The sequence below is a fragment of the Ilumatobacter sp. genome (genome assembly GCF_049588435.1).
GTDB lineage: Bacteria > Actinomycetota > Acidimicrobiia > Acidimicrobiales > Ilumatobacteraceae > Ilumatobacter_A.
This window is the reverse complement of sequence record NZ_JBAVYV010000556.1, coordinates 1-15311: the sequence shown is the minus strand read 5'-3', so window position 1 is coordinate 15311 and position 15311 is coordinate 1. Positions and strand designations below refer to the sequence as shown.

9 protein-coding genes are annotated in these 15311 nt (G+C 67.1%); 6 read left to right on the top strand and 3 right to left on the bottom strand.

The window, feature by feature from the left end:
• The first annotated feature begins 159 nt into the window (after positions 1–159).
• From WBV89_RS20840 to WBV89_RS20830, 3 genes are read left to right on the top strand one after another with little or no spacing between them, the layout of a single operon-like run.
• Complete coding sequence (locus tag WBV89_RS20840) at positions 160–2160, top strand: molybdopterin oxidoreductase family protein (protein WP_423983251.1); 2001 nt, start codon at positions 160–162, stop codon at positions 2158–2160.
• The gene (locus WBV89_RS20835; protein WP_423983250.1) at positions 2153–3916 is read left to right on the top strand and encodes an NAD(P)H-dependent oxidoreductase subunit E; all 1764 of its coding nucleotides are present in this window, start codon (positions 2153–2155) and stop codon (positions 3914–3916) included. Before WBV89_RS20840 ends, WBV89_RS20835 begins: the two co-directional genes overlap by 8 nt.
• On the top strand, positions 3913–4761 hold the full coding sequence (locus WBV89_RS20830; RefSeq protein ID WP_423983249.1) for a 2Fe-2S iron-sulfur cluster-binding protein: 849 nt from the start codon (positions 3913–3915) through the stop codon (positions 4759–4761). Before WBV89_RS20835 ends, WBV89_RS20830 begins: the two co-directional genes overlap by 4 nt.
• Positions 4762–4789: 28 nt before the next feature.
• Here the strand turns inward: WBV89_RS20830 and WBV89_RS20825 are convergent, their stop codons facing one another.
• A complete protein-coding gene (locus WBV89_RS20825) occupies positions 4790–6475 on the bottom strand; it encodes a flavin-containing monooxygenase (protein WP_423983248.1) in 1686 nt (561 codons plus the stop codon).
• Between the two features lie 60 nt (positions 6476–6535).
• Complete coding sequence (locus tag WBV89_RS20820; protein ID WP_423983247.1) at positions 6536–11284, bottom strand: NAD-glutamate dehydrogenase; 4749 nt, start codon at positions 11282–11284, stop codon at positions 6536–6538.
• A gap of 113 nt (positions 11285–11397) precedes the next feature.
• On the opposite strand from WBV89_RS20820, the gene WBV89_RS20815 reads away from it, so the two are divergent.
• Both WBV89_RS20815 and ppgK read left to right on the top strand, forming a co-directional pair.
• A complete protein-coding gene (locus WBV89_RS20815) occupies positions 11398–12624 on the top strand; it encodes an acyl-CoA dehydrogenase family protein (RefSeq protein WP_423983246.1) in 1227 nt (408 codons plus the stop codon).
• 43 nt (positions 12625–12667) lie between these two features.
• On the top strand, positions 12668–13423 hold the full coding sequence (ppgK, locus tag WBV89_RS20810) for a polyphosphate--glucose phosphotransferase (protein WP_423983245.1): 756 nt from the start codon (positions 12668–12670) through the stop codon (positions 13421–13423).
• 33 nt (positions 13424–13456) lie between these two features.
• On the opposite strand, the gene htpX is transcribed toward ppgK, so the two are convergent.
• A complete protein-coding gene (gene htpX / locus WBV89_RS20805) occupies positions 13457–14359 on the bottom strand; it encodes a protease HtpX (RefSeq protein WP_423983244.1) in 903 nt (300 codons plus the stop codon).
• 148 nt (positions 14360–14507) lie between these two features.
• Here htpX and WBV89_RS20800 point away from each other — a divergent pair.
• On the top strand, positions 14508–15311 hold an 804-nt coding region (locus WBV89_RS20800), incomplete at its 3' end, for a PfkB family carbohydrate kinase (protein ID WP_423983242.1).

The window sequence follows — 15311 nt, the reverse complement described above, 5'->3', positions numbered from 1 at the left end:
TCGAAGCCTAGCGAGCAGTTGGGCGGAGATTCGGGCTCTTGCTCCACAAACCGCTCACGCGGCGGGCGAGTCCGGGCGGTCGGGACGTCGGGAGGACGTGCCGGCGAACCGATGGCGCTGGACGCGGTCGCCATGGCGCGACCGATTAGCTTGAGGTCCATGGGAAAGCGCTCGGCACGGTTCCAGCACGAACGGATGTCGGCACCCCGGCTCGAACGGTTGACCACGCCGATGGTGCGCGACGCTCGCGGCGAACCCTTGCGGCAGGCCTCGTGGGACGAGGCGCTCGACCGTGCGGCAGCCGGGTTGTCGAGCGCCCGCTCGAAGATCGCCGATGGCTCCGAGCCGAACGCGTTCGGGATGTTCTCGTGCTCGAAGGCGACGAACGAGGTGAACTACCTCGGCCAGAAGTTCGCCCGGGCGGTGATGGGATCGAACAACATCGATTCCTGCAATCGAACTTGACACGCTCCCTCGGTCGTCGGTCTGGCGACAGTCTTCGGAGCAGGTGGCGGAACGGTGTCCTACGAGGAGATCGAGAACGCGGACGTGATCGTGTTGTGGGGTTCGAACGCGCGTGAGGCGCATCCGATCTTCTTCCACCACCTGATGCAGGGTCTCGACAACGGCGCGGCCATGTACTGCGTCGATCCGCGGCGTACCTCGTCGTCGAAGTTCGCCGATCTGTGGCTCGGGATCGACGTCGGCACCGACATCGCACTGGCGAACGCGATCGCTCGCGAGATCATCCATGCCGGACTCGCCAACCACGACTTCATCGCCCACTCGACGTCCGGATTCGACGAGTTCGCAGCAGCCGTCGAGCCGTACACCCTCGATGTGGCTGCTGAGATCACCGGGGTGCCGGCGGCATCGATCCGTGAACTCGCGCACGCATACGCGTCCGGAGCGAAGTGCCAGATCCTGTGGACGCTCGGCATCACCGAGCACCACAACGCGGTCGACAACGTGCTCGCTCTGTGCAATCTGGCGCTGCTCACCGGTCACGTCGGACGCTGGGGTTCGGGCCTCGTCCCGCTGCGCGGGCAGAACAATGTCCAGGGCGGGGGCGACATGGGTGCGCTCCCGGACAAGCTGCCCGGATTCCAGAACATCGACAACGATGCATCGCGTGGCAAGTTCGAGGCCGTGTACGGGACGTCGCTCAACCCCACTCCGGGGTTGCACCTGACGCTGATGTTCGAAGCGATGGAGCGGGGCGAGATGACCGCGGCGTACGTGGTCGGCGAGAACCCGGCTGACTCCGAGGCGGACATCGTGCACGCCCGCGAGCTGCTCGGCGCTCTCGATTGCCTGGTCGTCCAGGACATCTTCATGACCCGGACCGCCGAGATGGCCGATGTCGTGTTTCCCGCGTCGGTTGCATGGGCCGAACACGACGGCACGGTCACCTCGTCGGAACGCCGCGTGCAACGGGTGCGAGCAGCCGTGACGCCGCCTGGCGAGGCCCGCCACGACATCGACATCATGATCGCGCTCGCCGAGCGTCTCGGTGTCGACCTCGGTGTGAGTCGCCCGGAGGAGCTCTGGGACGAGCTGCGTTCGCTGTCGCCGCTGCATGCCGGGATGTCGTACGAGCGCCTCGAGGATGGCGGCCTGCAATGGCCGTGTCCGACCCTCGAGCACCCCGGTTCTCCGTTTCTCCACGGGTGGTTGTGGGAGGACGATCTGGGCGGTCGTGAACCGGCGCCGTTCTCGGTCGTCGAACACGAGGGACCCAAGGAGTCGGTGACCGACGAGTTCCCACTGCGACTCACCACGGGTCGGTCGCTCGACTCGTACAACACCGGCGTCCAATCGGGCGGTTTCACCTCACCGATCCGGTACGGCGAAGCACTCGACGTCAACCCGGATGATGCGGCCGCGCTGTCGATCGACGACGGTGAACGCGTCACGGTCTCGTCGCCGCGAGGTTCGGTCGAGATGGCCGTTCGGATCCAGCCCGACATTCCGGTCGGACTCACGTTCACGACGTATCACTTCCCCGAGTTGGTCGACGTCAACGTATTGACCAACGACGCGTGGGACAAGCGATCGGGAACGTCGGAGTTCAAGGCCGCGGCCATCCGGATCGACAAACTCCCCGCCGTCGTGTCGCAGACACCCGATGGCGCGGCGGCGGCGGTCGTCGATGGCTGATCTGAAGGTCCATGTCGACACGTCGACGGCCGACGAACGAGCGGCGGTCGATGCGGTCGTCGAACCGTCCGGCCGCGCGGTAGTCCACGAATCCGACCGGTCGGTCCGCGGAGGAACGGCGCGTCGACGCGAGCGCCGCCATCTCCTGCTCCCGGGGCTGCACGCGCTGCAGGCCGAGGCCGGGTGGATCAGCCCCGGCGGGATGAACTATCTGTGCGATGCGCTCCAGGTCCCCCCGGCCGAGGCCTACGGCGTCGCGACCTTCTACGAGCTGTTCCGGACGACCGATCCGGGTCATCGCGACTCGGTCCATCACGTGTGTGTCGACACCGCATGTCAGATCGCCGGGGCGGAGGAGTTCGCGGCCGGGCTCGAAGCCGACGGCAGGCAGGTTCATCGCGGGCCGTGTCTCGGACAGTGCGAGCGGGCCCCGGCCCAGTTCGTCCAGGGTCGCGGTGTTCGAGATCACGTTCCCGCCGATGCGGCGGTCGTCGCGGAGCCCGGCAGCTACCGCCTGCCCCAACACGGGTCACCCGATCTGCGGTTGCTCCACCGCATCGGAGTCGTCGACCCGACGTCGCTCCAGTCGTACCGCGACAACGGTGGCTACAACATGCTCCGCTACGCCGTCGCGATCGGCCCCGACGCGGTGCTCGACGAGATCGGTACCGCGGAGCTGACCGGGCGCGGTGGTGCCGCATTCCCGACGGCGGTCAAGTGGCGCGCTGTGGCCGAGCAGACCGGACGGCCGAAGCACGTCATCGCGAACGCCGACGAGTCCGAGCCCGGGACGTTCAAGGACCGGATCCTGATGGAGAACGACCCGTTCGCCGTGGTCGAGTCGTTGACGATCGCCGGTGTCACCACGGGTGCCGACAACGGTTGGATCTACATCCGTGGCGAGTATCCGTTGGCAACTGCTCGTCTGGAGAGCGCGATCGAGCAGGCACGCGCGGAAGGCCTGCTGGGCACCAACGTGATGGGGTCGGGGAAACCGTTCGACATCGAGATCCGCCGCGGTGCCGGCGCGTACATCTGCGGCGAGGAGACCGCCCTGATGGAGTCGATCGCGGGTTTCCGTGGCGAGCCACGGAACAAACCGCCGTTCCCCACGACCCACGGTCTGTTCGGCGAGCCGACCGTGGTCAACAATCCCGAGACGCTGCTCAACGTGCTCGACATCTTGGAGTCCGGAGCCGAGCACTACCGATCGCGTGGGTCGGACAGCTCGAACGGCCATCGGCTCTTCTGCGTGTCCGGACACGTGGCGGTCCCCGGTGTCTACGAGGTGCCGTTCGGACTCCCACTCGGTGAGCTCATCGCCCTCGCCGGGGGAGCGACGGGCACCACCCGGGCCATCCTGCTCGGCGGTGCGGCCGGCTTCTTCGTCGGCCCCGATCAGCTGGATCTCCAACTCTCGCTCGAGGCGACCCGTCACGCCGGGGTCACGCTGGGATCCGGGGTGGTCACACTGTTCGACGACTCGGTCGACTTCACCGCGCTGGTGCTGCGGGTCGCCGAGTTCTTCCGGAACGAGTCGTGTGGACAGTGCGTCCCGTGCCGGGTCGGTGTCGTTCGCCAGCACGAGGTGCTCGTCGAGATGAGCGAACGGGGCTCGCTGACCGACGACCGCAACGCGCTCATCGACGACATGGCGCGGGCGATGGCCGACGCCTCGATCTGTGGTCTCGGCCACACGGCTGCCGGGGCGGTCCAGTCGGCGATTCGTCTCGGTCTGATCGGAGCCCGCCCATGACACAGGACGCAACGACCACGACCCGCGTGACGGTGCGGATCGACGGCGACGACGTCTCGGTGCCCGCGGGTGCCACGATCCTCGACGCCTGCAACGCGCACGGTGTCGACACGCCGACGATCTGCTACGCCGAGAATCTCACACCGGTCAACGTGTGCCGGGTGTGCGTCGTCGAGGTCGAGGGAAGCCGAACTCTGGTCCCGTCGTGTTCACGTGTGGCGGAGGAGTCGATGGTGATCCAGACCGACTCCGAACGCGTTCGCCACAGCCGCAAGATGGTGCTGGAGTTCCTCGGGTCGGGGGTCGACCTGAGCCAAGCGCCCGAGATCAACGAGTACTCCGCTCGATACGAGGCCGATGTGTCACGCTACGTCAATAGTCGCGCCGTGATCGACGAGCCGATCCGGATCCAGGATGAGCTCTACATCCGCGATTACGACAAGTGTGTGCTCTGCTACAAGTGCGTCGAGGCGTGCGGGGACGACGCTCAGCACACGTTCGCGATCGCCGTGGCCGGCCGCGGATTCGACAACCGCATCTCCACCGAGTTCGACGTCACGCTGCCCGACTCGGCCTGTGTCTACTGCGGAAATTGCGTGGCGGTGTGCCCGACGAACGCGCTGCAGTTCACCTCGGAGTTTGATCTGCGCTCGGCCGGAAACTGGCGCGAAGAGGATCAGACCGTGACGACGACCGTCTGCTCGTACTGTGGTGTCGGGTGCAATCTGGAGCTGCACGTCCAGGACAACGAGATCGTGAAGGTCACCTCACCGGTCGATCACTCCGTCACCCACGGGAACCTGTGCATCAAGGGCCGCTTCGGCTACAAGTACGTCGGCAACTGACCTGCGCTGCGCGTCGGCGAGTCGTGAATCAGGCGGTGTGGAAGCCGGCGTAATCGGCCGCGGCGACCGCGTCGCAGGCATCCACGTAGCGCGGCCACCCGAGTGCCGGCATGAACACCCGCGGCTTGCCGGGGACGTTCGCCCCGAGATACCACGAGTTGCAGGTCGGATACAGCGTGCCGTCGACGAGTTGGTTGACGTGGTCGACCCATCGATCGGCCGCGGTTTCGTCGGCCTCGATCGTCGATCGGTCGTTCTCGCGGAGCCAGACGAGGCACGCCGAGATCCAGTCGACGTGCTGCTCGACGGCGGTGATCATGTTCGCCAGCACGGACGGACTCCCCGGTCCGGTGACCGTGAACAGATTCGGGAAGCCCGGGATGCCGAGCCCGAGCATCGTGCGCGGTCCCGCCGCCCACGCATCGCCGAGCGGCAACCCGTCACGTCCGCGGATGTCGATGCGCAGCAGACTGCCCGTCATCGCGTCGTAACCGGTGGCGAACACGATCGTGTCGAACTCGAACGACGATCCGTCGGCGAGCTCGATGCCCGTGTCGGTGAGTCGCTCGATCGGATTGTCACGCACGCTGACGAGCGTGACGTCGGGCCGGTTGAACGTCTCGTAGAACCCGGTGTCGACGCACGGGCGCTTGCAGCCGAAGGTCTGATCGGGGCACAGGAGCGCGGCGGTCGCCGGATCGGTGACGACGGAGCGGATCTTGTCGCGGACGAACTCGGCGACGACCTCGTTCGCCTCGGGGTCGAGCAGGGTGTCGGTGAACGCGCTCGACAGTGCGAAGCCGCCCAGGCGCCACCGGTCGTCGAGGATGCGGGTCCGCTCGTCGGGAGCGTGATCGAGTGCGTTCCCGGCCGGGCGCGGGTAGCTCGCGCCAAACGCTGTTGCGCGTCGGCTCAACGTGGCGCGGAATCCGGCGTAGTCGGCTTTGACCTCCGCTTCGACATCGGGGTCGAGTGGGGCGTTGTAGGCCGGGGTCGCATACGTGGGGGTGCGCTGGAAAACGGTCAGGTGATCGGCATCCTGCGCGAGCAGTGGGATCGCCTGGACACCCGACGATCCGGTTCCGATCACCGCCACGCGGCGCCCCGACACGTCGAGGCCGTCTGCCGGCCAGCGCCCGGTGTGGACGACGCTGCCCCCTGCGGTCCGGAAGTCGTCGATCCCGTCGAAGTCGGGGATGTTCGTGCTCGAGAGGACGCCCGTCGCCATGACGACGAACTGCGCGTCGTAGACGTACGCCGACGCGCCGAGGTCATCGCCGCCGACCGTCCGACCGACGACCGGCTTCGTCGTCACCGTCCAGCGTCCACGAGCATCGTCATACACCGCACGCGTCACGCGCGTGTCGAACTCGATGCGCTCGCGGAGGTCGAAGCGATCCGCGACGTGCTCGGCGTAGCGGAGCAGCTCCGGTTGAGGTGCGTAGCGCTCGCTCCAGCTCCATTCCTGCTGCAGGTCGGGATCGAACGAGTACGAGTACTCGAGGCTCTCGACGTCGCACCGGGCCCCCGGGTAGCGGTTCCAGTACCAGGTCCCACCGACGCCACTTCCGGCCTCGATCGCGCGCACGTCGAAGCCCGCGCTGCGCAACTGGTGCACGGCGTACATCCCACCGAACCCGGCACCGACGACGAGCACGTCCGTGCGGTGACGGGCCCTGTTCTCGAGTGGCGCGTCACGGGGGTCAGAGCTCACGCGATCAGCCTCGCATCGGCCCACCCGACCGACCGAATCACACCCGGATGGGCGGAGCGGTCATGTGTCGGAGCCGACGGCGGTGAGGGTCAGGTTGCGCAGCTGACGCAGGGCAACCGACAGTGTGGTCATGTTGAAGCTGTCGGCTCGACGGATCTCGGTGTGCATCGACATGGCGCGCTGCGCGGGACGGTCGTTCGCCGCGATCCACGCGTGCGGGTCACCGTCCGCCGTGTCGAGCACGTGGCCGGTCAGCACCCCGAGCAGAGCCAGGAGGTCATCGCGCAGTGCCGCGCGTCCCTGCGTCTGCCAGCGGTCGGAGCGGGGGAGTGCACCGATCCCGTCCCACAGCCAGCCGAGGTCGAACGCGTCGAACACCGACCAATAGGTACAGGCCGCCTGCTCGACGCTGCAGCCGCGCGGTCGAGCGATCTCGATGATGTCGAACCCGGTGTGCAGCCACGGCCACTGTGACGACCGTTCGGCCAGCTCGGCCGGGACGCCCTGATCGAGGCGCCGTTGTCGCAGCTCGTCGATGTCGTCCTTGACCCGGCCCGCGGTCACGTGGATGAGCGAGGTCGACAAGGCGTCGATGCCGTCTCGGAACGCTTCGATCGTGGCCGAGATGTCGAGTGGTGGGCGTCGGTTCCGGAGCAGCCAGGTCGCGCTCCGCTCGGCCATCCGTCGTGCTTCGAGGAACAGATCGACCTGTGCGTCGGCGTCGATGCCGACCAGAAGGTCGATCTCACCCCACCACTTCGCGAACCCGGTGACCTCGCGCGACACGACGTACGCACGAGCGACGTCGGTCACCGTCGCCCCGGTTCCCTCGGTCATGCGGTGGTCGAACGAGATGCCCGACAGGTTGACCATGCTGTTCACGATCGAGGTCGCGATGATCTCGCGCCGGAGGCGATGCGCCCGCAGCTGTTCCGGATACCGGTTGCGGAGGGCAGCGGGGAAGTAGGCGAGCAGGTCGTCGTCGAGCGCTGGGTCATCGGGCAGGTCGGAGTCGAGGATCTCCTGCACGTCGACGTGTTTCGTGTATGCGATCAGCACCGCGAACTCGGGTGTGAACATCCCCTGTCCGTTCGACTGCCGCTCGGCGAGCACCTTGTCACTCGGGAGGAACTCGAGTGTCCGATTGATCAACCCCTCGGACTCCAGCACGTCGATGTAGCGCGCATGCACGTTGACCATCGGCAGCGCCTGTCGGCGAGCGATGCGGAGTGCGAGCGTCTGGGTCCGGTTGTCGTCGAGGACGAGTTCGGCCACGTCGTCGGTCATCTCGGCGAGCAGTTCGTTGCGCTGCTTGACCGTCAGATCGCCCGAATGGACGAGTTGATCGAGGGCGATCTTGATGTTGACCTCGTGATCGCTGCAGTCGACACCCGCCGAGTTGTCGATCGCGTCGGTCAGGATCAGGCCACCGGCCGCTGCGAACTCCACGCGGCCGAGTTGTGTGAGGCCGAGGTTTCCGCCCTCGCCGACGATCTTGCATCGCAGGTCGGCGCCGTCGACGCGCACCGAGTCGTTGCTGCGGTCGCCGACGTCGTCGTGGTGCTCGGAACGCGCCTTCACGTACGTCCCGATCCCACCGTTCCACAACAGGTCGACGGGGGCTCGGAGGATCGCGGAGATGAGCTCGTCCGGCCGGAGGTGGGTGATCGTGTCGTCGATCCCGAGGCTGGCGCGGACGAGGGGATTCACCTCGAGCGTCTTGAGCGTGCGCGGGTAGACGCCGCCGCCCTCCGAGATGAGCGAGAGGTCGTAGTCGGCCCAACTCGAACGCGGCAGCTCGAAGAGACGGGAACGCTCGGCGAACGACACCGCGGGGTCCGGATCGGGATCGAGGAAGATGTGCCGATGATCGAACGCGGCGACGATCCGTAGGTGCCGTGAGAGCAGCATCCCGTTGCCGAACACGTCCCCCGACATGTCGCCGATGCCGACGACGGTGAACTCGTCGGTCTTGATGTTTCGACCCATGACCCGGGCGTGACGGCGCACGCTCTCCCATGCGCCGCGCGCCGTGATCCCCATCGCCTTGTGGTCGTAGCCGTTGCTTCCACCCGACGCGAACGCGTCACCGAGCCAGAAGCCGCGTTCGACCGCGATCGCGTTGGCGATGTCACTGAATGTCGCCGTGCCCTTGTCGGCCGCCACCACGAGGTACGGGTCGGGCCCGTCGTGGACGACGCAACCCTCCGGGTGCACGATCTCCCCGTCGACGACATTGTCCGTGATCGAGAGCAGGGCAACGATGAAGCGTCGATAGCGATCGATGGCCTCGTTGCGCACGGCGTCGCGATCGCTCGGTTCGGCGCGCGAACGCCGGACGACGAAACCGCCCTTGGCCCCGACCGGCACGATCACGGCGTTCTTCACCATCTGCGCCTTGACGAGGCCGAGCACCTCGGTCCGAAAGTCCTCGGGCCGGTCACTCCAGCGGAGGCCTCCACGGGCGATCGGTCCGGCGCGCAGGTGAACCCCCTCGACCCACGGCGACGACACGAAGATCTCGGTCGCCGGGCGCGGTTCGGGGAGGAAGGAGATCGTGGCGGGCGTCAACTTGACGGCGATCTCGTCGGTCTCGCAGAACGCGTTCGTCCGGACCGTTGCGTCGAGCAGGGTGAGGAACGCCCGACAGATCCGGTCGTCATCGAGCGAGGGAACCGCATCGAGCGCGTGCGCGACGCGTTCGGAGATCTCCTCGACCCGACGTCGCCGATCCGCGACGGACGTCGCAATGGTCGGGTCGAACTTCGCAGCGAAGAGCTGCACGAGCAACGCCGCGATGTCGGGCTGCGACGTCAACGTGCGCTCGATGTACGAGCGGCTGAACGGGAACCCGCCCTGCCGGAGGTAGCGGTGGTACAGGCGGAGGACGGCGACCTCGCGGATCGACAGTCGGGCGGTGAGCACGAGACGGTTGAGGCCGTCGGACTCGATCGTTCCGTCGGCGAGACCGGCGAAGGTGCGCTGGACCTCCTCGGCCTGGGCGTCGTCGATGCGACCGACGTCGAGGCGGACGTCGATGTCGTAGAAGTAGGTGGTGCCGTTCGGACCACGGAACTCCGACGGTCGTTCCTCCAGCGCGTGCATGCCGAGGTGATCCAGAATCGGGACCAGTTCGGCCATCGTCGCACTGCGTCCGCTCAGGAACACGCGGAACCGGACCACGCCGTCGGGTGCATCGAGTGTGCGCCCGAACGTCGTGGTGACCAGGACCGAACCGGGTGGGATCGCGAGGTGTTCGGCGACGTGGGCGAGGTCCTTGACGGCGAGTTCGGGTCGGGTCCGAGCTCGATAGTCGGATGGCACCGCATCCTTCACCGTGGCGAAGATCCGGCGACCCTCGAGCTCGCCGAAGCTGTCGACGAGCGCGATCTCGGCGCGCTCGTCCCAGCTCCGCGTCGCGGTGTCCAAGAGGTCGGCCAGACGCTCGAGGTCGACCGATCGGTTGGACGCGCGCACCGATGCCGAGACGCGTGCGAGCGAACTCGAGTTGAGCGTGGTCTCGACGTCTCGAACGGCGCCGCCGTAGTTCTCCTCGACGATCCGTGCGACGGTGTCGGGGAGGCGGGCGTTGAATCGGGTCCGCGGGACGTGGACGAGCACGGTGGTGTACGGGCCGACGGGCTCGGCGACATCGAAGACCCGCACGATGCGTCGTTCCTGGATTCCGACGATCCCGATGACGAGTTCGGCGAGTTCGTGGCTGTCCAACTCGAACATCAGGTCGCGGGGCAGCGTCTCGAGCGTGTTCTTGACCGCTCGGCCCAGGTAGCTGCGCGCCGAGACGCCCGCCAACTGCAACACCTCCTTGGCGCGTTCCGCGACGCACGGAATCGCGAAGACGCTGTCGCGGTAGGCGCCGCTCCCGAGCAGTCCGACGAAGCGATACTCGAGGTCGGTTCCCTCGGGACGGATCGCGATCGACGTCATCCGGACCGGTCGGTGGATGACCGAGACGGCCTCGGTCCGGGAGATCACGAACCGCTGGTCACCTGCGCGGCTCGGTGGATCGATCGTGAGCGGATCGAGGCGGCCGGCGTCGCGATACGTCCCGAGAACGGAGTCGGGCTCGAGTTCGAGGTCGTCGCCGATCCGTCGGTAGCAGGCCGCTCCGAGGAAGACGAAGTGGGGATCGGCGAGCCACTCGGTCAGTGCATCGCCCTGCGACAGTTCGGCCAGGCGGTCGCGCATCGGCACGAAATCGGCGACGACCTGCTGCAGGTCACCGATCGCCGACCTGACCGCTTCCTCCACCGTCGAACGCATGCCCGGCGGGCACCGGTCGAACTCGATCTGGGTCCACGCCTCGACATCGTCGGCGGCGTGGTCGCCCGAGAGACGGACCGGGACGGTGTCATCGCCGCTGCCGGCGCTCGCTGCAACCGACGTCAGCGCACCATCCTCGTCGCGATCCACGGCGAGCATCGGGTGGACGAGGAGGTGGATTCCCAACTCGAAACGTTCGAGCACGATCCGCACCGTGTCCACCAGGAAGGGGATGTCGGACGTGATGAACAGCAGGATCGACCGATCGGTCTGCCAGCCGTCGCGCTCGAAGTCGGGGGACAGAACCTCGACCAGGACGTCGGAGGCCCTGCGCACCCGACCGAGACGGAAGTGCGCGAGTCCCGCAGCATAGATGTCGTCGATGCGGCGGTCGCCGGCGTCGGTGTCGGGGACCTGGCGGTAGTAGTCGCGGAGAAAATCCTCGAGGAGGGGATCGTCGGGGTGGCGCTCGGAGGCGAGTGCCCCGAGCACATCGAGCGTCGTCGTGTGGTCCTGTTCGGCCACCATCGTTCTCCGTTCCCGGCGATCCACGTTGAGCGCCACCTCTCAACGTAGTCGCGCCCGCCCATCGGCGCCGATGCTCTCCGACGGACTGTGAGCGACCAGAATCGGTCTCGATGGACTTCGATCTGCCGCCAGACGATCATCCGACACGTCTGCGTGTCCGCGAGTGGCTCCAGGCCAATCCGGAGCCGACCGGAGCGGACCTCGCCGAGGCCGGTTACGTGGTACCCCACTGGCCCGCTCCCTGGGGACTCGACGCCGATCCGATCGATCAGTTGGTGATCGACGACGAATTGCGCCGCGCCGGTGTCCGTCGTCCGAACAACGCGATCGGGATCGGCTGGGCCGCGCCGACGATCCTTCTCGCCGGCACACCCGAACAGCACGAGCGCTACCTGCCGAAGATCTTCTCGGGGGAGGAGTTCTGGTCGCAGTTGTTCTCCGAGACCGAGGCGGGCTCGGATCTGGCGAACCTCGCGACTCGTGCCGAGCGTGACGGTGACGAGTATGTGATCAACGGTTCGAAGATCTGGTCGAGTGGCGCACACCACTCCCAGTTCGGCATCCTCATCGCGCGGACCGATCCGGACCAGCCCAAGCACAAGGGCATCTCGTACTTCATCATGCCGATGGATGCGGAGGGCCTCTCGATGTCGCCGATCGTCGACATGACGACGGCGCACTCGTTCAATCAGGTGTTCTTCGACAACGTGCGGATCCCGGTCGAGAACCGCGTCGGGGCCGAAGGTGACGGATGGCGACTCGCGAAGGTGACGCTGTCCAACGAGCGGGTGTCGCTGTCGGCGGCCGGGTCGATGTGGGGCGTCGGCCCGTCGGCCGAGTTGCTGATGAACCTGATCCGTGAGAACGGTGGACTCGCCGACCCGGTGCTGCGACAGCGCGCCGTCGACGTCCACATCGAAGCCGAACTGCTGCGTCTGAACCGGTTCCGCAGCCTGAGCGCGACCTTGCAGGGCAAGACCCCGGGGCCGGAAGCCTCGATCCAGAAGATCATGGCCGACGACCACGGTCAGCACGTGCTCGCACTCGCGAAGGATCTGGCCGGTGCCGACGGCATGCTCGACGGCTCCGGGCCGGTCGGCCGCGTGCCGCCCGAGGCGAAGGGCACGCCGACCGAGAACAACTTCACCTCCGACGAGGTGCCCGAGGTCGACCCGATCTGGCACTACGGCTACCTCTTCTCCCCGGCGCTCACGCTCGGCGGTGGTACGTTCGCGGTGCAGCGCAACATCGTGGCCGAGCACGTCCTCGGCCTGCCCCGGGAGCCGAACGTCGAACGCGGGATGTCGTGGTCCGAGGCGCGCAAGTTGGCCGTGTAGCCGGTCGTTCCACGGACGGTCGGCGGACGCTACGTTGTCCAGCGTGACGACATCGACCAACGACCGTGCCGGCCAGGCGTTCGGCATCGACATCGGCGGCAGCGGGATGAAGGCGGCTGTGGTCGACCTGTCCACCGGCGAGCTGCTCAGTGACCGGTTCCGGATCGCCACCCCGCAACCGGCCACGCCCGAGGCGATGGCCGAGGTCGTCGTCGAGCTGGTCCGGCATCACGGCTGGGACGGCGGCGTCGGCTGCGCATTTCCCGCGGTGGTCCGAAACGGTGTCGTGGAGTCGGCGGCAAACATCGACACGTCCTGGATCGACGTCGATGCCGACAAGCTGTTCACCGACGCCCTCGGCTCGGGTGTGCGGATGATCAACGATGCCGACGCTGCCGGGTTGGCCGAGGTGCGCTTCGGCGCGGCCGCCGGTCGCACGGGCGTCGTGATGATGTTGACGTTCGGGACCGGCATCGGGTCGGGGCTGTTCATCGACGGCGTGCTCGTTCCGAACACCGAACTGGGCCACCTCGAACTCGACGGCCACGACGCGGAGAGTCGAGCGGCTGCGAGCGCGCGCAAGCGCCACGACTGGTCGTGGTCGCACTGGTCGAAGAAGGTCGAGCACTACCTCCGCCACGTCGAGGCCCTGTTCAGTCCCGATCTGTTCGTGGTCGGTGGCGGCGTGAGCAAACACCCGCACAAGTGGCTGGACCACATCTCGATCGACACCGAGATCCAGGTCGCCTCGATGGCGAACAACGCCGGGATCGTCGGCGCCGCCCTCGTCGCCCCCTGACCCGACAACTGGTGTCAGGCACCAGTTGTCCGATCAGTTCTGGAGGGCTGCGATGCGGACTTCGAGCGGGGGATGTGACGAGAACAGCTTGCGCACACCCTTCGCCTTGCTCGGGCGGATACCGAACGCGGCGACCTCGTCCGGAAGTGTGTCCTCGGCGTGTTGGCGTTGGAGCGCCTGGAGAGCTGACACCATCTGCGTGCTGCTCGTGAGTTGAGCGGACCCGCTGTCGGCGCGGAACTCGCGATGGCGGCTGAACCACATCACGATCATCGTGGCGAAGAATCCGAGGATGACCTGCAGGAACATCACGACGATGAAGTAGATGCCCATCCCACCGCGATCACGGCCGAGTGCGCTCATGACCACGTTGGCGAGGATCCGCGAGATGAGGATCACGAACGTGTTCACCACGCCCTGGATCAGCGTCAGCGTCACCATGTCGCCGTTCGCGACGTGGGCGATCTCGTGCCCGAGCACCGCTTCGACCTCGGCCGGCTTCATCTGTTGGAGCAGTCCGACGCTGACGGCGACGAGAGCGTCGTTGCGCTTCGCGCCGGTCGCGAATGCGTTGGGGACCGGATGGTCGAACACGGCGATGTCCGGGGTCTCGATTCCGGCATCGCGCGACAGCCGCGTCACCACGTCGACGAGCCAACGCTCGGTGTCGTTCGTCGGTGTCTGGATGACGACGGCACCAGTCGAGCGGATCGCGATCTTCTTCGACATCGCCAGCGAGACGAACGAACCGCCGAACCCGAACAGCGCCGCGAAGATCGTGAGCCCGACGATGCCCTGTGGGTCGACCCCGAAGATCGAGGCGACGAACGTGAACAGCGCGATCACCGCCAGGTTGGTCCCGATCAGCAGACCGATCCGCGTCGCGAATCCGCCGATCTTCTTGGGTTGGCCGGTGTTGAGTTCGGTGGTGTCCATCGCGTCCTCCGCGTCTCGTTCGAGCAGGTCAGGATATCTGTGCGGACCCGCACCGCCGCCGTGTGACGCGGCACAGTCGTTCGGCTGAGTCGTCGGGCGGAACCCGATACCGACGGATTGCTGACGCGCGCGTGGTACGAATCATCGGGTGATCGTCGTCGTCGGAGAAGCCCTGGTCGACCTCGTGGTGGGAACCGATGGTGCCGTCGACGCGGTGCTCGGCGGCGCGCCGTTCAACACCGCCCGTGCGACCGCGCGCCTCGGTGCTCACGTCGAGTTCGTCGGAGGGATCTCCCACGACCGGTTCGGCTCGCTGCTCGCTGCTCGCCTGACCGACGACGGCGTCGGCATCGGACACGCCACACGAACCGACCGACCGACGACACTCGCGGCAGCGGAGATCGGCGAGGACGGGTCAGCGACCTATCGCTTCTACCTCGAGCAGACGTCGGCGGGAACCGTCGAGGTCGGCACGATTCCCGTCCCCAGCGTCGACACCGGGGTCGGGATCTTCTTCACCGGTGGACTCGGATTCGTGCTCGAACCGTTGGCGACCGCCGTGGTCGATGCGATCGGATCACTCGCCGGTGACGTCGTGGTGATGATCGATGTCAACTGCCGACCGGCCGTGATCGAGGACCGGAGCGCGTACGTCGATCGGGTGGTGGCCGTGATCGGCCGCGCCGACATCGTGAAGGTCTCCGACGAGGACCTCGAGTACCTGTTTCCCGGTGTCGGTCCGCTCGCCGCCGCTCGTCGCCTGCTCGACGTCGGTGCCCGTGCGGTCGTGTTGACGGCCGGTTCGTCGGCCACGACGGTTCTCGCCGGTGACGACCGTGCCGAGATCGCGGTCCCGTCCATCCGTGGCTCGGTCGTCGACACGATCGGAGCGGGCGACACGTTCGGCGCCGGGATGCTCGCGTGGTGGGCCGCGTCGGGATGGGGGCGGGAC